Origin of the sequence: Pseudomonas fluorescens group sp., from assembly GCF_020093335.1 — a bacterium.
In the GTDB taxonomy this organism is placed as follows: Bacteria; Pseudomonadota; Gammaproteobacteria; order Pseudomonadales; family Pseudomonadaceae; genus Aquipseudomonas; species Aquipseudomonas petroselini.
The window spans coordinates 1-17998 of the sequence record NZ_JAIOKW010000034.1; the positions used below are offsets into that span (position 1 = coordinate 1).

At 60.1% G+C, this 17998-nt stretch carries 22 protein-coding genes; 12 read left to right on the forward strand and 10 right to left on the reverse strand.

Going from position 1 to position 17998, the window contains the following annotated elements; all coding sequences use genetic code 11:
• Positions 1-213: 213 nt before the first annotated feature.
• From K7431_RS24565 to K7431_RS24585, 5 genes are all read right to left on the reverse strand, one after another.
• The gene (locus K7431_RS24565) at positions 214-585 is read right to left on the reverse strand and encodes a glutathione S-transferase N-terminal domain-containing protein (RefSeq protein ID WP_015885111.1); all 372 of its coding nucleotides are present in this window, start codon (positions 583-585) and stop codon (positions 214-216) included.
• A gap of 102 nt (positions 586-687) precedes the next feature.
• Positions 688-1233, reverse strand: coding sequence for a GTP cyclohydrolase I FolE (gene folE / locus K7431_RS24570; RefSeq protein ID WP_003442011.1), 546 nt, complete (start codon positions 1231-1233; stop codon positions 688-690).
• A 78-nt stretch (positions 1234-1311) separates the two neighbouring features.
• Positions 1312-1869: a Smr/MutS family protein gene (locus K7431_RS24575; protein WP_015885110.1), complete on the reverse strand. Its 558-nt coding sequence runs from the start codon at positions 1867-1869 to the stop codon at positions 1312-1314.
• 75 nt (positions 1870-1944) lie between these two features.
• A complete protein-coding gene (locus K7431_RS24580) occupies positions 1945-2265 on the reverse strand; it encodes a hypothetical protein (protein WP_015885109.1) in 321 nt (106 codons plus the stop codon).
• A gap of 141 nt (positions 2266-2406) precedes the next feature.
• Positions 2407-2997: a cysteine hydrolase family protein gene (locus K7431_RS24585; protein WP_015885108.1), complete on the reverse strand. Its 591-nt coding sequence runs from the start codon at positions 2995-2997 to the stop codon at positions 2407-2409.
• A 239-nt stretch (positions 2998-3236) separates the two neighbouring features.
• On the opposite strand from K7431_RS24585, the gene prmB reads away from it, so the two are divergent.
• Positions 3237-4145 (forward strand): 50S ribosomal protein L3 N(5)-glutamine methyltransferase, encoded by a 909-nt coding sequence (gene prmB, locus K7431_RS24590; protein WP_015885107.1) that lies wholly within the window; start codon positions 3237-3239, stop codon positions 4143-4145.
• A gap of 69 nt (positions 4146-4214) precedes the next feature.
• Here prmB and K7431_RS24595 read toward each other — a convergent pair whose 3' ends face one another.
• Both K7431_RS24595 and K7431_RS24600 read right to left on the reverse strand, forming a co-directional pair.
• Entirely contained in the window at positions 4215-5021 is an 807-nt protein-coding gene (locus K7431_RS24595) for a hypothetical protein (protein WP_015885106.1), read from the reverse strand.
• Positions 5022-5119: 98 nt separating this feature from the next.
• A complete protein-coding gene (locus tag K7431_RS24600) occupies positions 5120-6082 on the reverse strand; it encodes an alpha/beta hydrolase (protein ID WP_015885105.1) in 963 nt (320 codons plus the stop codon).
• Between the two features lie 143 nt (positions 6083-6225).
• Between K7431_RS24600 and aroC the strand changes: the two genes are divergently transcribed.
• The 4 genes from aroC to K7431_RS24620 all read left to right on the forward strand — a co-directional run bounded on the left by aroC (position 6226) and on the right by K7431_RS24620 (position 9573).
• Positions 6226-7317 (forward strand): chorismate synthase, encoded by a 1092-nt coding sequence (gene aroC, locus K7431_RS24605; RefSeq protein ID WP_015885104.1) that lies wholly within the window; start codon positions 6226-6228, stop codon positions 7315-7317.
• An 85-nt stretch (positions 7318-7402) separates the two neighbouring features.
• The gene (locus tag K7431_RS24610; protein ID WP_015885103.1) at positions 7403-8566 is read left to right on the forward strand and encodes an MFS transporter; all 1164 of its coding nucleotides are present in this window, start codon (positions 7403-7405) and stop codon (positions 8564-8566) included.
• On the forward strand, positions 8563-9093 hold the full coding sequence (locus K7431_RS24615) for a 1,2-dihydroxy-3-keto-5-methylthiopentene dioxygenase (protein WP_015885102.1): 531 nt from the start codon (positions 8563-8565) through the stop codon (positions 9091-9093). The genes K7431_RS24610 and K7431_RS24615 overlap by 4 nt, the downstream gene beginning before the upstream one ends.
• A gap of 210 nt (positions 9094-9303) precedes the next feature.
• Complete coding sequence (locus tag K7431_RS24620; protein ID WP_015885101.1) at positions 9304-9573, forward strand: response regulator transcription factor; 270 nt, start codon at positions 9304-9306, stop codon at positions 9571-9573.
• 58 nt (positions 9574-9631) lie between these two features.
• Here the strand turns inward: K7431_RS24620 and K7431_RS24625 are convergent, their stop codons facing one another.
• On the reverse strand, positions 9632-9910 hold the full coding sequence (locus K7431_RS24625) for a DUF3509 domain-containing protein (protein WP_003172952.1): 279 nt from the start codon (positions 9908-9910) through the stop codon (positions 9632-9634).
• Between the two features lie 395 nt (positions 9911-10305).
• On the opposite strand from K7431_RS24625, the gene K7431_RS24630 reads away from it, so the two are divergent.
• From K7431_RS24630 to K7431_RS24650, 5 genes are all read left to right on the forward strand, one after another.
• The gene (locus tag K7431_RS24630) at positions 10306-12132 is read left to right on the forward strand and encodes a long-chain-acyl-CoA synthetase (protein ID WP_015885100.1); all 1827 of its coding nucleotides are present in this window, start codon (positions 10306-10308) and stop codon (positions 12130-12132) included.
• A 113-nt stretch (positions 12133-12245) separates the two neighbouring features.
• Positions 12246-12761: an ankyrin repeat domain-containing protein gene (locus tag K7431_RS24635; RefSeq protein WP_015885099.1), complete on the forward strand. Its 516-nt coding sequence runs from the start codon at positions 12246-12248 to the stop codon at positions 12759-12761.
• 41 nt (positions 12762-12802) lie between these two features.
• Positions 12803-13333, forward strand: a complete 531-nt coding sequence (locus K7431_RS24640) for a hypothetical protein (RefSeq protein WP_015885098.1) — start codon at positions 12803-12805, stop codon at positions 13331-13333.
• Positions 13334-13401: 68 nt separating this feature from the next.
• Positions 13402-13593, forward strand: coding sequence for a PLDc N-terminal domain-containing protein (locus tag K7431_RS24645; protein WP_015885097.1), 192 nt, complete (start codon positions 13402-13404; stop codon positions 13591-13593).
• A 364-nt stretch (positions 13594-13957) separates the two neighbouring features.
• On the forward strand, positions 13958-16045 hold the full coding sequence (locus K7431_RS24650; protein ID WP_015885096.1) for an LTA synthase family protein: 2088 nt from the start codon (positions 13958-13960) through the stop codon (positions 16043-16045).
• Between the two features lie 54 nt (positions 16046-16099).
• On the opposite strand, the gene K7431_RS24655 is transcribed toward K7431_RS24650, so the two are convergent.
• Positions 16100-16252: a DUF3309 family protein gene (locus K7431_RS24655; RefSeq protein WP_015885095.1), complete on the reverse strand. Its 153-nt coding sequence runs from the start codon at positions 16250-16252 to the stop codon at positions 16100-16102.
• 330 nt (positions 16253-16582) lie between these two features.
• Here K7431_RS24655 and K7431_RS24660 point away from each other — a divergent pair, with 330 nt between their 5' ends.
• Positions 16583-17398 carry an SDR family oxidoreductase gene (locus K7431_RS24660; RefSeq protein ID WP_015885094.1) on the forward strand — a complete coding sequence of 272 codons (816 nt, stop codon included), beginning with the start codon at positions 16583-16585 and terminating at the stop codon, positions 17396-17398.
• Between the two features lie 129 nt (positions 17399-17527).
• On the forward strand, positions 17528-17731 hold the full coding sequence (gene csrA, locus K7431_RS24665; protein ID WP_015885093.1) for a carbon storage regulator CsrA: 204 nt from the start codon (positions 17528-17530) through the stop codon (positions 17729-17731).
• Between the two features lie 2 nt (positions 17732-17733).
• On the opposite strand, the gene K7431_RS24670 is transcribed toward csrA, so the two are convergent.
• A complete protein-coding gene (locus K7431_RS24670) occupies positions 17734-17961 on the reverse strand; it encodes a YheU family protein (RefSeq protein ID WP_003236706.1) in 228 nt (75 codons plus the stop codon).
• Positions 17962-17998: the final 37 nt, after the last annotated feature.

Consider the following 17998-nt stretch of genomic DNA (forward strand, 5'->3'; position numbering starts at 1 on the left):
TGGGATTTGTACCTGTGTGATTATCCCTTGGGGAGGCTTGGACGAGGTATGACCCGCGTCCAAGCCTCAAATGTGTAAACGATGTCCCCGGTTTCAGATGTAAACGATGTCTACGGTTCTACACCCCGATGGCGGTGTATCAGTCAACTTATGTGTGACTGACACTCTGCTATCGGGGGCAAGCCCCCTCCCACATTGGTTATCCAGTGTCTGTCAGACCGCCGCGAAACGTTTGTCGAGGTAATCAATGATCACCTTGGAGTCATACATCCAGGTGGTCTGGCCGTTTTCTTCAATGCGCAGGCATGGCACCTTGATCTTGCCACCTTGCTCCAGCAGGGTCTGGCGGTCTTGCTCATTATTCTTCGCATCCTTCAAGGCCACCGGTACGTTCAGGCGGTGCAGGGTGCGGCGGGTCTTCACGCAGAACGGGCAGGCGTGGAACTGGTAGAGGGTCAATTCCTTGGCCGCTGCGTTCACCTGCGCCTGCTGTTCGGCGGGACGCTGTTTTTTGCGCGGGCGGGTCAGGTAGTCGCCCGCGATGATGACGTGGCCGAGGCCGACTCGAAGTGCTTTGACGAACATGGCTGAAACCTCTTGCCCATGACAGATGGGGCCGCAGCTTACCTTAATTCTGCAGGCGAAAAAAAACCGGCGATGAACGCCGGTCTTTTCCTACGCAGCCTGTTACTTGATCAGGCTGAGGAATTCGCTACGGGTGGCCGCGTTTTCGCGGAACTCACCCAGCATCACCGAGGTGATCATTGACGAATTCTGTTTTTCCACGCCGCGCATCATCATGCACATATGCTTGGCTTCAATCACCACGGCCACGCCCAGGGCACCCGTCACTTGCATCACCGCGTCGGCGATCTGGCGGCTGAGGTTTTCCTGGATCTGCAGGCGGCGCGCATACATGTCGACAATCCGCGCGACCTTCGACAGGCCCAACACTTTGCCGCTCGGGATATAGGCGACATGAGCCTTGCCGATAAACGGCAGCAGGTGGTGTTCGCACAGCGAGTACAACTCGATGTCCTTGACCAACACCATTTCGCTGTTGTCGGAGCTGAACAAGGCACCGTTGGTGACTTCTTCCAGTGTCTGCTCATAGCCGCGGCAGAGGTACTGCATGGCCTTGGCGGCACGTTTTGGCGTGTCGAGCAGGCCCTCGCGGGAAACGTCCTCGCCGAGTTGGCCGAGGATCGCGGTGTAATTCTGTTCCAGGGACATGAAACTACCTGTGGGATTTTCGCAAAGCGCAAGGTTACGGTGGCGGACACATCGCTGCAAGCCTGACGATGGCACTTGTTACTCGTCGCGCCCTTCCATCATGGTGCGCTTGAGCATCACATACACCGCACCCGCGCCGCCGTGGCGGGCCTGGCACGAGGTAAAGCCGAGCACCTGCGTGTGCTGGCGCAACCAGGTGTTGACGTGGCTCTTGATCATGGGGCGTTTGCCGTCCAGCCGCACCGCCTTGCCGTGGGTAACACGTACGCAGCGGATTTCGAACTTGGTCGCTTCGGCGAGGAAGGCCCACAGGGTTTCCCGTGCTTTCTCCACGGTCATGCCGTGCAGGTCGAGGCTGCCCTCGAACGGGATCTGGCCGACTTTGAGCTTGCGCATCTGGCTTTCCTGCACGCCGTCGCGGGCCCACATCAGCTCGTCTTCGGGGCCGACGTCGATCACGAACTGGTCCGACAGGCCGTCCACCGTGGTGGCATCGGTGCGTACGGTCGCGGCCTGGCGCAGCTTGGCGATCTGCGCACGGTCAGCCTTGGGTTTGCCCGTGTCGGCGCGGTCGTGTTTGATCGGCTTGACGCCGCGCAGCTCATTTTTGAACAGGGAAAAATCGTCGTCTTGCATGTCAGCCTCCGCGAAGGGCGGGCAGTTTACCTAAATCGCGGCGGCCAGGGCGCAGGAAACGCTATCCAAGCGCCATCAGTCGTGCTTTTTCATCAGGTGTGAAGCGATGTTCAGCGACAACGGCTGACGCATCTTCCGACGGCTACGGCGCCACAACCACACGCCCAACCACAGCACCAATAGTCCGATCACTGCAAGGATTGCCGAGCCGCCTGGGCTGGCATTCAGTTCGCCAAGGGCTGGCGAGTGACCGAACAGACCGGCGCCACCAGCGCCGGCCAACAGCACACCTACAATCGCCAGCAGCGCGGCAATGCCGGCCACCAGGCGCAGACGCCAGTTGCTCGGGCCCTTGGGGCGCAAGCGACGAGCATCAAAACCATCGGATATCTTCATTCCGACCTTTCCTCCAGGGTATCGGCCCTTCGACCGGACAATACACAGGTTGTTCCTGTACCCGAGGCAATTGCAGCAAATGACAGGCATTTGCTGATGAGCGGAGACATAAACAGGTCGCGCCGCTCATCAGAAGGACGATCAGATCAGATCTTTGGTCAGCGCCAAGGTGGCGAAGTTGTCGGCCATGATGGCCATTTCGGTCTGTTGCACATGTTCGGCGCTCAGGATGCCGCCTTTGTAAGGCAGGTCACGGGTGGCGCAGGCGTCTTCCACCAGGGTGCAGCGAAAGCCCAGGTTCTTGGCGGCGCGCACGGTGGTGCTGACGCTGGAGTGGCTCATGAAACCGCAGACGATCAGGTCCAGCGAGCCGAGGTCCTGCAGGTGCTTTTCCAGCCCGGTGCCATGGAACGCGCTGGGCAGCAGCTTGCCGATGATGGTTTCGTCGCCTTCAGGCGCGAGCCCCGGGATGAACTCGCCGCGCTCGCCCTGCGGGTCAAACAGGCCGCCAACGGTGCCCAGGTGGCGCACATGCACGATCGGGCGCCCGGCGTTGCGGGCTGCGGCGACCAGTTGCTTGATATTGCCAACCGCTGCGTCCATGCCCGAGAGGGCGAGTGGACCGCTGAGGTATTCCTTCTGGGCGTCGATGATCACGAGGGTCGCATGGCTGAGGTTCGCTGCTGCGTAACCACGACCGCTGAGTTGAAACATCGTCTTTGGAACGGACATTCTGGGGCTCCTGTGAGGGGGGCTTTTGTGACATTGTCCACTGGCTGAGCGGTTCTGTGAATCGCTACCATCGTAAGGTACGCCGTTGTTGGCGTGCAGCCATGTCAAGAGGTGTGCGTGTTTAACCCAATGATGGCAATTTGGATGAATTCCGACGGATGGCGAAGGGGTTTCGTACATCGTCGGTACCGGTGAAGACTGTTAGAATCGCCAGTCGTTTTTTCCAGGAGTTTGCCCCCGTGATCACTTCCCGCCTGCGCACCTTGCGCGACCACATCCGATGGGCTGTCAGCCGTTTCCATGGGGAAGAGCTGTTTTTCGGGCATGGTACCGACAATGCCTGGGACGAAGCCCGGCAATTGGTGCTCGGCGCCTTGCACCTGCCGTGGGAAATTGCCGACAGCTACCTGGATTGCAACCTGGAAGAAGAAGAGATTTCCCACGTTCAGCGTTTGCTGCATCGCCGTATCCACGAGCGCGTGCCCACCGCTTACCTGCTGAAAGAGGCCTGGTTCTGTGGCATGTCGTTTATCGTTGATGAGCGCGTGCTGATCCCGCGTTCGCCGATCGGCGAGCTGATCGAAAACCGCTTCGAACCCTGGCTGGCCCAACCGCCGGCACGCATCCTCGACCTGTGCACAGGCTCCGGGTGCATCGGCATCGCTTGCGCCTATGAGTTCCAGGACGCCGAAGTGGTGCTGGGGGACTTGTCCTTCGAAGCCCTGGAAGTGGCCAACCAGAACATCGAGCGCCATGGCGTCGACGAGCGCGTGTACACCGTGCAGGGTGATGGTTTCGACGGTCTGCCGGGCCAGCGCTTTGACCTGATTGTGTCCAACCCGCCGTATGTGGATGCCGAAGACTTCGCCGACATGCCGGATGAATACCAGCACGAACCGGAACTGGGCCTGGCCTGCGGTGATGATGGCTTGAACCTGGTGCGGCGCATGTTGGCCGAGGCGGCGGACCACTTGACCGAGAAGGGTTTGCTGATTGTTGAAGTGGGCAACAGCCAGGTGCATGTCGAGGCGCTGTACCCGGAAGTGGACTTCGCCTGGCTGGACTTCCAGCGCGGTGGGCACGGGGTGTTCATGTTGACGGCGGAGCAGTGCCGCCAGCATCAGGCCGTCTTCGCCGCCCGCGTTTAAACCGGTCAATGTGGGAGGGAGCAAGCCCCCTCCCACCGTTGGAACCGGTACAGTCAGGTACGCCCCGACTTACCGGTGCGTGGCAATCCAGATCAACAGCCCGGCCTGAAACACCGTAAACGCCACCAGGCACGTGATGGTAAAGCGCAGCCCGCTGTCTTCACGCTTGAACTTGGTGACCTTTTCCTCTTCCTTGCGCAGCTTCACTTCCTGCTCCATCAGGTTCTGCTCGGCCTGTTGCAGCATCTGCGCCGCTTCGAGAATCTCCACGAACTGCACTTTTTCGGTGTTCCAGCTATCCAGCACATCGCTGACCTTGCCGGGCTGCACGTTGCCCTTCAGGTGCTGCACATCGGCGTAGGCCACATCAAAACCCTGGACACGCAAGAAATGATCGCGGCGCAGGCGGGTGGCTTCGTTCAACGCGTCTTTGTTGGCCAGGTCGACACCGTCGACGCGGTAATGTGACCACTTCTTCTTCGCCCAGGCGGCGCCTTGGGCGACCAGGAAGCGCCCGATGCCTCGGTTGGCCGGTTCGATTTCCAGGCTGTTGCCGGGGCCGAAGTGCACGCGGTGTTTGTCGTGATCGACCCAAATGTCCAAGTGGTTCTGCTCACGGCGCACCCGCTGGCCCGGCAGTTGGATGACCATGCGCAACAGGCTGTGGTGTTTGTCATTACGCTCGGCATAGCCGAACTGCACGAACCGCAACGGCCGCACGCCGGTGGCGCGGTCGATGGCCAGGGGCGCCAACCGCAGCATCTTGAAATGCTCGGCCTGAACCTCCGCCCACGGCAGGGGCGCCGTGTCGACGGCCTCGGTTTTTTCAGCCGGGCTCTCGGCAGTCGGTTCCGGTGTTGCTTCAGTGGTTGTCATGCGTGCGATCCTGTCCAAACCCAGCCAGTCGACAGTCTTTTTACTGTCGACCCTGGGCTTATCGGCCGTTTTTGTCAGGACTGGAGGCAATTTGTCGTTTAACGGGGCTGAAGTCCGTCGATAAAGCGCACCAGGCGACTGCCCAGCTCGGCGGCGAGAGGCAGTTGCGGGTCATTGTAGGAGGCCAATTGTTGCTTTACGTCGTTGGGCACGATGCGCATCACGTGGTTCATGCCTTCGATCACCGTCAACTGGGCGTCGGGCTTGGCTTTTTTCAGCTGCTGGGCGTCGCCGACGCCCACCTGGATGTCGTTGGTGCCTTGGATGATCAGCGCGGGCATACGCAGCTTGGCGAAGGCTGCCGAGGGATCGGCGCGAAACAGGCTGATCAGGTAGGGCTGCACACTGGGTCGGAAAATACCTTCCAGCGGGCCAGGCACATCGGCATCCACCTGGCCGGCCTTGAGGTGATCGAGGATCTCATTACTGCGCAGCAACAGGGCCGGGGGCAAGTGATCGGCCAGTTGCTGGCGGATCACCTGGTCCACCGGGCGAGCGCTGCCGGACAATGAAATAACGCCTGCCGGATCAAGTTGCGGCGCGGCAAGGGCGGCCACCAGTGCGCCTTCGCTATGGCCCAGCACAATCAGCGGGCCCATGCGTTTGTCGGCCTTGAGCAGTTTGCCCCAGGCCACTGCATCGGACACATAGGCGTCCAGGGTCAGGTTGCGTTCATCCGGCGTGGCGGCCAGGCTCGCGGCCACACCGCGCTTGTCGTAGCGCACGCTGGCGATGTTATGCCGCGCCAGTACCCAGGCCAGGCGCTTGAGGCTGTCGTTGCGCGCGCCGTCGGCGCTGTTGCCATTGCGGTCGGTGGGGCCGGAACCGGCGATGATCAGCACCACCGGCACGGGGGTGTCGGACTGGGGCAGCAACAGCGAGCCAAACAGCTCGCCACTGCCGGTGTCCAGGCTGATGGGCCGTTGCAGCACGACAGGGGAGGCGGCGAAGCCAAGGCTGGAAAACAGAGTGAGGGTCAAAAGCAGAACTCGAAGCATCATCGCGCCATCATGAGGAAGGTGCCGGTTGGACCAAGGTCTACCGGTAAGGTTTCGAGGATGAACTAGTCGGTTAGCCTGCGTATACTGGCCGCCTTAAGTTATTACGGTTGACTTGATTCAACTGATTTCACGGAGCGCCCTGCATGTCCGGCAATACCTTCGGCAAGCTGTTCACTGTCACCACCGCGGGCGAAAGCCATGGCCCGGCGTTGGTCGCCATTGTCGACGGCTGCCCGCCCGGCCTCGAGCTGTCCTTGGAGGACTTGCAGCGTGACCTCGACCGCCGCAAGCCCGGCACCAGCCGCCACACCACCCAACGCCAGGAACCCGACGAAGTCGAAATTCTCTCTGGCGTGTTCGAAGGCCGCACCACCGGTTGCGCCATCGGCCTGCTGATTCGCAACACCGACCAGAAGTCCAAGGACTACTCAGCGATCAAGGACCTGTTCCGCCCGGCTCACGCCGACTACACCTACCACCATAAATACGGTGAACGCGACTACCGTGGCGGCGGCCGCAGCTCGGCCCGCGAAACGGCCATGCGTGTGGCCGCGGGTGCCATCGCCAAGAAATACCTGGTCACCCAGGGCATCATTATTCGCGGCTACATGAGCCAGTTGGGCCCGATCGAAATCCCGTTCAAAACCTGGGACAGCGTCGAAGACAATGCTTTCTTCAGCCCCGACCCGGACAAAGTACCGGAGCTGGAGGCCTATATGGACCAGCTGCGCCGCGACCAGGATTCCGTCGGTGCCCGAATCACGGTGGTGGCCGAAGGCGTTAAACCCGGCCTGGGCGAGCCTATCTTCGACCGCCTCGACGCTGAACTGGCTCACGCGCTGATGAGCATCAACGCGGTCAAGGGTGTAGAGATCGGCGCCGGCTTTGCCTGCGTGTCCCAGCGCGGCACCGAGCACCGCGATGAGCTGACCCCGGAAGGTTTTCTCAGCAACAACGCAGGCGGCATCCTCGGCGGTATTTCCTCCGGCCAGCCGATCGTGGCGCACCTCGCGCTCAAGGCGACGTCCAGCATCACCACGCCGGGCCGTTCGATCGATGTGCACGGCAACCCGGTGGACGTGATCACCAAGGGCCGCCATGACCCTTGCGTCGGCATCCGTGCCACGCCGATTGCCGAAGCAATGATGGCCATCGTGCTGATGGACCACCTGCTGCGCAACCGTGGGCAAAACGCCAATGTGCGCGTGAGTACGCCGGTGCTGGGCCAGCTGTGACAGCCTGTCATGGCAGGCGCGCTTGCTGTCGTTGTAGTGAGCGAGCTTGCTCGCGCTGGGCTGCGAAGCAGCCCCAAAAATCGACATGACGCCCCCACTTCCCTACTGGCGCCTCTCCAGCTTCTACCTCTTCTACTTCGCCCTCCTCGGGGCGACCGCGCCTTTCCTGGCGCTGTACTTCGATCACCTGGGGTTCTCCAGCGCGCGCATCGGCGAGCTGGTGGCCATCCCTATGCTGATGCGCTGCGTGGCGCCCAACCTGTGGGGCTGGCTGGGCGACTACACCGGTCGGCGCCTGGCGATCGTACGCTTTGGCGCGGTGTGCACCCTGGCAAGTTTTTCGCTTATCTTCGTCAGCCACACCTACGCCTGGCTGGCCCTGGTGATGGCTTTGCATGCGTTCTTCTGGCATGCGGTGTTGCCGCAGTTTGAAGTGATCACCCTCGCGCACCTGCAAAAACAGACCTCCCGCTACAGCCAGGTCCGCCTGTGGGGCTCCATCGGTTTCATCCTCACCGTGGTAATCATGGGTCGCCTGTTCGATTGGCTGAGCCTGGACATCTACCCGGTCGTCGTCGTGGTGATCATGGCCGGCATCATTGGCGCCAGCCTGTGGGTGCCGAATGCGCAGCCCACCACCCACGGCAATCGCCTGGCTGGCGATGGCTTCCTGAAACAATTGCGCAGCCCTGGCGTGCTGGCGTTTTATGCCTGTGTGGCGTTGATGCAAATGAGCCATGGCCCGTATTACACCTTTCTGACCCTGCACCTCGAACACCTGGGCTACAGCCGTGGCGTGATCGGCCTGCTGTGGGCCCTGGGCGTGGTGGCGGAAGTGCTGATGTTCCTGGCGATGAGCCGCATCCTCTCGCGCTTTTCGGTGCGCCGGGTGCTGCTGGCCAGTTTCCTGTTGGCGGCGCTGCGTTGGTTGCTGTTGGGCTCGTTTGCCGAGTTTTTCTGGGTACTGTTAGTGGCGCAGGTGATGCACGCCGCCACTTTCGGCAGTTTCCATGCCGCGGCGATTGCCTTCGTGCAACGCAGTTTTGGCGATAAGCAACAAGGCCAGGGCCAGGCGTTGTACGCCGCCTTGGCGGGTACCGGCGGTGCGCTGGGTGCCCTTTATTCCGGTTACAGCTGGAACCTGTTGGGGCCGACCCTGACCTTCAGCATCGCCAGCGTCGCGGCCCTGGCCGCCGCCGCTATCATCGGTCTTCGATTGCAAGAGCAGAACCAAGGAACCCTTCAATGAGCTATGTCGCTGTTTACTCCGCCGCTTCACCGGACACGCCGAACAAGGTCCTGACCCATTTTGACGATATCGCCGCGACCCTGGCGGAGCACGGCGTGCGCTTTGAACGCTGGCAGCCGAGCCCGATAGGGCAGGGGGCCAGTGACGCTGAAATGATTGCGGCGTACCAGATGCACATTGATGCCCTTGGCTACGAGGCTATTGAGGTGGTACGCGTGACCGGCGATCACCCGCAGAAGGCTGAACTGCGTGCGCAGTTTCTTGACGAGCGCTGCTACAGCGAAGATGAGGTGCGTTTTTTCATCGCGGGGCAGGGTTTGTTTTCCCTGCACATTGGCGACTACGTGTACGCCGTGCGCTGTGAGAAAAATGACCTGTTGGTGATCCCGGCCGGTATCAAGCACTGGTTCGATATGGGCGAGAACCCGCATTGTGTTGCCTTGCGGTGTTTCAATACCGCACAAGGGCTGGTGCCCCTATTGACGGGCGACACTATCGCCCGGCACTTCCCTGGCTTGGACGACTAACCGAGATTTATCAGAAACTACAATCCCTATAGGTTGGAAGTTGCTGTGGGAAGAAACTTAAACTTCTGTAAGGCTCGGCTGTTTATTCTGGGCCCTGCGCCTTAATACCACTCGTTATGTAACTCTCTCCGGCATCAACGTTTATGTCGCCTGTCAATAGGAGGAATCCGAATGTGACGCGGCAGAGACAGAAAATAAGGAGAGGATTGAATGAGCGCCCCAACGGAATTATTGATACCACCGTATACGGTGCCCAATGCGGTCAGACGACGTCTGAACCTGGCGGGAAAACCGCTGACCCCGGCGGAGTTAGAGATCCTGCGCTGGGCCTCGGAAGGCAAGACCGTCTGGGAGATCAGCCAGATTCGCACCACGTCCGAAGCCACGGTGAAATTTCACCTGCGCAATATCTACGGCAAGCTGGAAGTCAGTAACCGTGTGCAGGCGATGAACGAAGCGGCGCGTCAGGGACTTTGCTGAAGGCAAAAAAAGGGCCGCGACACTCAACGGTGTCACGGCCCTTTTTACTGCCTGGCGTTTAAGCCGAATGATAAGTCGGCAGGGCAAAGCGGTTCTGGCTTTGCAGCATGGAAATCTGCGGCAGCTCGCTGGCTTGTTCCGCCAGGTCGCGGCGAATGGCGCTGATCACCCAGGTCAGCTGATCGGCAGTGTGCAACTGCTGATAGGAGATCGAACGCTTGACCTGTTTACCTTCGCTGTTGCGCAGCGTCAGCAGGATACCGCCGTCTGGGCGAGGCTGGGTGGTGACGTCGTAGTTGGAGAATACTGAAGCGAATTTATCTTGGATCAGGCTCATGTCTATCAGCTCCGTTGGCTCAAGTTGGCAAGCATGGAGTGATAGGTGCAGTGATTGTGCCATCTAGCGGTTAGCTAAAATATCTTTATAAAACAATCACTTAAAAAAATAACAAATTTTCGATTTCGTGCAATTTGCATGAATGGCCATCATGCATCCTGCATTTTGCGTGGCTCAGCCGGGTTGAGCGGGCGCGCCTCATTCTTAAATGACTGCGCCAGCACCGCGAAATTCCTTTTATCAGCGGTCGCCCCTTGGGATACAAAACTTTTCAAATCCCGCGTGTACAGCCGAAGAAGGGCTGACGTATTTTCCTGCAAGGCACTCGGTCTCTCGCCTATGGGCGCACGGGTGTTACAGGATCATTCGAAGAATAAGAAAAAGGACGTTCCTCCATGAGCCACTCGCAAAATGACATGATCACCTGGCGCATGATGCTGCGTAAGGTGCCCGCGATTGTGCGTGCCCTGCCGCGCGTGGTGCGAGGGATGCGTGCTGCCAATGTCACCGACCCCGTGCAGCCCTGCGGACTGGGCTGGCACTTCGAACAAGCCACCCTGCGTAACCCGCAGGGAACCGCCTTGCTGTATGGCGACCGTGTGATCAGTTACACCGAAGCCAACCAGCAGGCCAATCGCATCGCCCGCCACCTGCAAGAAAAAGGCATCGGCAAGGGCGATGTGGTGGCGATGTTTATTGAAAACCGTCCCGAATTATTGTTGAGCGTGCTGGCCGTGGCCAAGCTGGGCGGTGTCTGCGCCATGCTCAATACCGCGCAAACCCACGGGGCGCTGGTGCACAGCCTGACGCTGGTGAGCCCGGCGGCGATTGTGGTGGGGGCGGAATTGGTGGCCGCCTATGAGGCGGTGCGCGATCAAGTGGCGATCCCTGCGCAGCGCAGCTGGTTCGTCGCCGAGCAGCAGGGCGCGGCGGTGCCCGAGGGGTACAGCGACCTGATGGCCGCCAGCGCTGAATGTTCGGTGGAGAACCTCGCCAGCGCAGCGCAGATCTTCTTTAACGATCCCTGCTTCTATATCTACACTTCCGGCACGACGGGATTGCCCAAGGCCGGCATCATGAAACATGGCCGCTGGACCAAGACCGCCATCAGCTTCGGCCGCATTGCCCTGGACATGGGGCCGGACGACGTCCTCTATTGCACCTTGCCGCTCTACCATGCCACCGGCCTATGCGTGTGCTGGGGCTCGGCAGTGGTCGGGGCGTCGGGCTTCGCCATTCGACGTAAATTCAGTGCTAGTCAGTTCTGGGGCGATGTCCGCAGATTCGAGGCGACCACCCTCGGTTATGTCGGCGAGTTGTGCCGGTACTTGCTCGATCAGCCAGCCAGCGAAAACGACCGTGATCACCGCGCGACCAAGATGGTCGGCAATGGCTTGCGTCCTGGCGTGTGGTCGCAGTTCAAGGCGCGTTATGGCGTCGAGCATGTGTGCGAGTTGTATGCCGCCAGCGACGGCAATATCGGCTTCACCAACGTATTGAATTTTGACAACACCGTCGGCTTTTGCCTGCAGCACTGGGCGCTGGTGGACTACGGCCACGACACCGGTGAGCCGCTGCGTGGCAGCGATGGTTTCATGCATAAAGTGAAGAAGGGCGGGCAGGGGCTGTTGTTGGCGAGGATCGATGAAAAATCCCCTTATGACGGCTACACCGACCCGGAAAAAAACCGCAAGGTGATCCTCACTGACGTGTTTGAGAAGGGCGACCGCTATTTCAACACCGGCGATCTGGTGCGCAGTATTGGCTTCGGCCACGCGCAATTTGTCGACCGCTTGGGGGATACCTACCGCTGGAAGGGCGAAAACGTCTCCACCACCGAAGTGGAAAACGTCCTGTTGCAGCACCCGCAGATCGCCGAAGCAGTGGCCTATGGGGTGGAAATCGAAAACACCAATGGTCGCGCCGGGATGGTTGCCATCACCCCGAGCGAATCCCTGGCCGCGCTGGACATGCGTGAGTTGCTGCAATTTGTCCACGGTCAGTTGCCGCACTATGCGGTGCCGCTGTTTCTGCGGATCAAGGTGAAGATGGAAACCACGGGCACCTTCAAGTACCAAAAGGTACGGCTCAAGGAGGAGGCCTTCGACCCGGACAAGGCGGGCAATGATCCGGTCTACGCCTGGCTGCCGGGGTCGGACTGCTACGTGCCAGTGACCGGCCAGTTGTTGGCGCAGATTCAGGGTGGGCACTTTCGTTATTAAAGGCAGCGCTATTGAATATGCCTATGGGGGCTTTTGACAAAAAAGCCATGACAGGTGGGAACTCCATCGCGACACTGGGCGCCTATAAAGGACCACACACGGAGCCGTCCCACATGTCAGACCAAGCCAAACAGATGACCGACGACGAAGCCGCAGAATTTGCCGAGCAGGTGTTTGACGTTGCCCGCAAAGGCGACGCCGCCATGCTCGCCGCGTTGCTGGCCAAAGGCTTGCCGGCCAATTTTCGTAACCACAATGGCGACACCTTGCTGATGCTCGCGGCCTACCACGGCCATGCCGAGGCGGTAAAAGTGCTGCTGGAATTCAAGGCCGATCCGCTGATCGCCAATGACAAGAACCAATTGCCGATCGCCGGTGCGGCGTTCAAGGGCAACCTGCCAGTGGTCAAGGCGCTGATCGAAGGCGGTACGCCGGTCGAGGCGGCCTCTTCCGACGGCCGTACCGCGTTGATGATGGCAGCGATGTTCAATCGCGTTGAAATGGTCGACTACCTGCTCGGCCAGGGCGCCAACCCCAAGGCCACCGATGCCCAGGGCGCGACGGCATTGGCCGCCGCGCAAACCATGGGCGCGGTGGATACGGCGGCGCAATTGCAAAAACTGGTGTAGGCTTTGCGCCCTCGAAAACCAGCCCGCTACAGGATCACCCCATGAAAGCCGCCCTCGTCGAACTTATCAGCAACATCAGCGCCGGCGTCATGGGCGAGGACGAGGTGGCGCGTATCGCCGATGAAGCGGCGCAGGCCTACGCGGACCCGGTGGCGTTTCTGGCGGCCAACCCGGATATCAACTACGACGACACATTCCCCATTCCGTTGGGGGAGTGGGTCGTGGTTGGCAGCCTGCCGGACACCGTGGTGTTCCAGGCCGACACCTACGGCGACCTGTTCGCGCAGATCGTCGCGTCGTTCGGCCCAGGCGTGGCGTTCAATCTCACGCCCAAGCAACTGGCCAAGACCGAAGCCCTGACGGCCCTGAACCGTATCCAGATCCAGATGAGCGCGCTCAGCCCGGAAGACGGCGGCTATGTGCTGCTCAACTTCAGCCAACCGTTGGATGACGAGATCCAGGCCGTGTTGGTCTACGGTAACGACCTGCCGCGCGTGCTCGAGCTGTGTGCCGAAGTCGGCATCAAGGCCGAACCCTCCCTGGAAGCGCTGAAAGTTGCCGTCCACGTCTGAAATAAAACGGAACCCCGGCCAGGGCTGGCTATCCTAAAGGTGCATGCCCTCACTTTAGGAGCAACACCATGGGTTCCACTTTTAATGGCTTGATCGGGCTGATCATCCTGGCGCTGGATATCTGGGCGATCATCAACGTATTCAAAAGCGGCGCGAGCACGGGCGCCAAGGTGCTGTGGATCCTGTTGATCCTCCTGCTGCCGGTGCTGGGCCTGATCATCTGGGCGATCGCCGGGCCACGTGGAAATGTGCGGCTCTAGAGTGAGCACAATCCATGTAGGCGCGGGCTCGCTGTGGCGACCGCGCTTGTTGTGGTGAGCGGGCTTGTTGTGGTGAGCGGGCTTGCCCCGCGCTGGGCTGCGAAGCAGCCCCATCCGATCTACAGTAAACCCTCACCACACCCCTGAGATTTGTGTATCGAAATATTCGCTGCACACAATTTTCACATCTTATCCAAGACAATTCGCCGGTTGAATCTCCCTGCCAAGGCCCTGCCTCAAGGTGTCTTAAACGCGGGACGGCGCTGCTCGTTCAGTAATTAATAGCCTTGCTGTGATTGATCGGGCACCATTCGCGCCACTGCACCACTTCGTCACTTAAACTTCCAATGGGTCCTGAAACGACATGGCAAACCCGGACGCCCTGAGTCAGCAGCGAGCTTCTAATCGCCTGCTGCAACCGACCGTCAAATCCCATCTGGCATACACGCTGCTCTGCGCACTGGTCATGATGGTGATGTTCTCCCTGCTGCGCCTGGCGCTGCTGGTCTACAACCGCGAGATGATCCTCGATACGCCGGCCTCGACCTTCCTTGAAGCGTTCGCCAACGGCCTGCGCCTGGACCTGCGTCTGGTGGTGTACCTGATCATTCCGTTGCTGCTGGCACTGTTCAGCGTACGGGCAATGGCAGCCCGCGGGTTCTTTCGTTTCTGGCTGACCGTGGCGTCCAGCATCGCCCTGTTCCTGGGCCTGATGGAAATGGACTTCTACCGTGAGTTCCACCAGCGCCTCAACGGCCTGGTCTTCCAGTACGTGAAGGAAGACCCGAAAACCGTGATGAGCATGCTCTGGTACGGTTTCCCGGTGGTGCGCTACCTGCTGGCCTGGGCCGTGGGCACGCTGATCCTCAGCATGGCGTTCAAAGGTGCCGACCGTGCGACACGCCCGCGCGGCCCCTTCAGCGGTGGCAGCATCGGCACCCGCCAGGTCGCGCCGTGGTACTCGCGCATCGCGGTGTTCGTGGTCTGCCTGCTGATCGCCGTGGTCGCCGCCCGTGGCACCCTGCGCCAGGGCCCGCCGCTGCGTTGGGGTGACGTGTACACCACCGACTCGAACTTCGCCAACCAGTTGGGCCTCAATGGCACGCTGTCGCTGATCGGCGCGGCCAAGGCTCGCTTCTCGGAACATCGGGATAACACCTGGAAAGCCACGCTGGAGCAGCCGCTGGCAACCCAGACCGTGCGCGACATGCTGGTGCTGCCGACGGAAAAACTGGTGGATACCGACACCGCCGCCGTGCGCCGCGAGTTCACGCCACCGGCCGAGAAAACCCTGCCGATCAAAAACGTCGTGGTGATCCTGATGGAAAGCTTCGCCGGTCACTCGGTGGGGGCGCTGGGTCGTCCGGGCAATATCACGCCGTACTTCGACAAACTGTCCAAGGAAGGCCTGCTGTTCGACCGCTTCTTCTCCAACGGCACCCATACCCACCAAGGTATGTTCGCGACCATGGCGTGCTTCCCGAACCTGCCGGCCTTCGAATACCTGATGCAGACCCCGGAAGGCAGCCACAAGCTGTCGGGCCTGCCGCAGTTGCTCAGCGCACGCAAGTTTGACGACGTGTATGTCTACAACGGTGACTTCGCCTGGGACAACCAGTCGGGCTTCTTCAGCAACCAGGGCATGACCAATTTCATCGGTCGCAACGACTTTGTCGACCCGGTGTTCTCTGACCCCACCTGGGGCGTGTCCGATCAGGACATGTTCAACCGTGGCCTGGAAGAGTTGAAAGCCCGTGAAGGCGGCAAGCCGTTCTACGCGTTGCTGCAAACCCTGTCCAACCACACGCCGTACGCTTTGCCGACCCCGTTGCCGGTGGACAAAGTCACTGGCCGTGGCAGCCTCGACGAGCATTTGACCGCGATGCGCTACTCCGACTGGGCCCTGGGTCAGTTCTTTGAGAAAGCCCGCAAAGAGCCGTATTTCAAGGAAACCCTGTTCGTGATCGTCGGCGACCACGGCTTCGGCAACGAGCAGCAAATCACCGAAATGGACCTGGGCCGCTTCAACGTGCCGATGCTGATGATCGCACCGGGCATGCAGGAGAAGTTCGGCGAGCGCAACCATACCGTCGGTACTCAGATCGACATCGTGCCGACCATCATGGGGCGCCTGGGCGGCGAGACCCTGCACCAGTGCTGGGGCCGTGACCTGTTGAACCTGCCGGAAGGCGATAAAGGTTTCGGCGTGATCAAGCCATCGGGCAGCGACCAGACCGTGGCATTGCTCACCGGCGACCGTGTACTGGTACTGCCCAAGGAAATGCCACCGAAGCTGTGGGAATACGAACTGGGCGCCAACCCGACCGGTAAAGTGATTGCTGAATCGCCGGACGAGGCGGCACTGAGGCAGAAACTTGAGTCGTTCCTGCAGACGGCTACCAAGAGCCTGTTGGATAACACCGCCGGTGTGATTGACGGCAAGCCGGATTAATTAACCGGCAATAAAAAAGAGGCCTTTAAAAGGCCTCTTTTTTTTGCCCGGCGTTTATATCCGACCGAGCAACAACAGCACCAGCAGGACCACCAGTACCACACCCAGGATGCCCGACGGGCCATAACCCCAGTTACGCGAGTGAGGGAACACTGGCAGACCACCGACCAGCAGGAGGATCAAGATAATGATCAGAATGAGGCTCATGGTTTTTTTTCCTTATTGGCCTTCTGCAAAGACCGGTTATTTAACGATAGGCCCGCAGTTTAATAACGAACGCCTTAACAACTCCGACTGGTGCCCCTGGTGGAAAATTCAGTATTTTTTTAAAGCATTTCGCACACTTGCTTATTTCTTTTAATGCAGTTCGCAACTGCGCCCGATTAGTTGAAAAATATTGAACTTAGGCTATACGCAACCCTCCGACCCAGCCGCTGGTTTGCCAGGGGCATTCATCAATCTGATGGTGGGTGGGTGCTGGAAAAACCTTCGCTACACTGCCGGTCACTTCTTCCGTGAACCACAAGGCAACTTTCTATGCAAAATCGCATGATGATCACTGGCGCCGGGTCCGGCCTGGGTCGTGAAATCGCGCTGCGTTGGGCCCGCGAGGGTTGGCAGTTGGCCTTGTCGGATGTCAGCGAGCCGGGGCTGCAGGAAACCCTCAAATTGGTGCGTGAAGCCGGGGGTGATGGCTTCGTCCAGCGTTGCGACGTGCGTGACTACAGCCAGCTCACTGCATTCGCCCAAGCCTGCGAGGTAAAGCTCGGCGGGGTTGATGTGATCGTCAACAATGCCGGCGTCGCCTCGGGAGGCTTCTTTGCCGAACTGTCCCTGGAGGACTGGGACTGGCAGATCGCAATCAACCTGATGGGCGTGGTCAAGGGGTGCAAGGCGTTCCTGCCGCTGCTGGAAAAGAGCAAGGGCCGTATCATCAACATCGCGTCCATGGCCGCGCTGATGCAGGGGCCGGCGATGAGCAACTACAACGTGGCCAAGGCTGGCGTGGTAGCGCTGTCGGAAAGCCTGCTGGTGGAACTCAAGCAACAGGAGGTCGGCGTGCATGTGGTCTGCCCATCGTTCTTCCAGACCAACCTGCTCGACTCGTTCCGTGGACCGACCCCAGCGATGAAGGCCCAAGTGGGCAAGCTGCTGGAGAGTTCGCCGATCTCGGCGGCGGATATCGCCGATTACATCTATCAACGCGTCGCGGCGGGTGAGTTCATGATCCTGCCCCACGAACAGGGGCGCATGGCCTGGGCGTTGAAGCAGAAGAATCCGCAGTTGCTCTATGACGAAATGACCAGCATGGCCGACAAGATGCGCGCCAAGGCTCAGGCTGCCAAGGCCTGAGCCGGTAGTGGTCTGTCAGGCAATTTACCTGCGTACGTAGGGCCTGCCTGATTTCGTCGCAAGCCATTGATGCTCCGACACCGAGCGCGCATGGTCGAGGTCCTTTCATTGCTAATAAGGACATCCGCCATGCTGGTCTTAAGCCGCGCCGTAGGCGAAGTCATCTCTATCGGTGATGACATCGCCGTACACATTCTTGAATTGAACGGCAGCCAAGTGAAATTCGGTGTGGAGGCGCCGAACGGGGTGCATGTACACCGTGCCGAGGTCTACCAGAAGATCCGCGATCGGCTGGGCGCCACGACCCATCCGGTGCCGGTGCCCAATCTCTGATCTCAGTCGAACAGATGCTTGGGCACGTCGTGCTTGAGCATCAACTGGCACTGCTCGCTGTCCGGGTCGAACACGATCAGCGCCTGCCCCTTGGTGAGCGCCTGGCGTACGCGCAGCACGCGGGTCTCCAGGGGCGTGTCGTCACCATTGTCGGTGCCGTCACGGGTGACGAAGTCTTCGATCAGGCGCGTCAGCGTGTCGACTTCAAGTGCATCGTAGGGAATCAGCATACAAGCCTCGGGTGATGGATCCCGGCGATCCTACTGC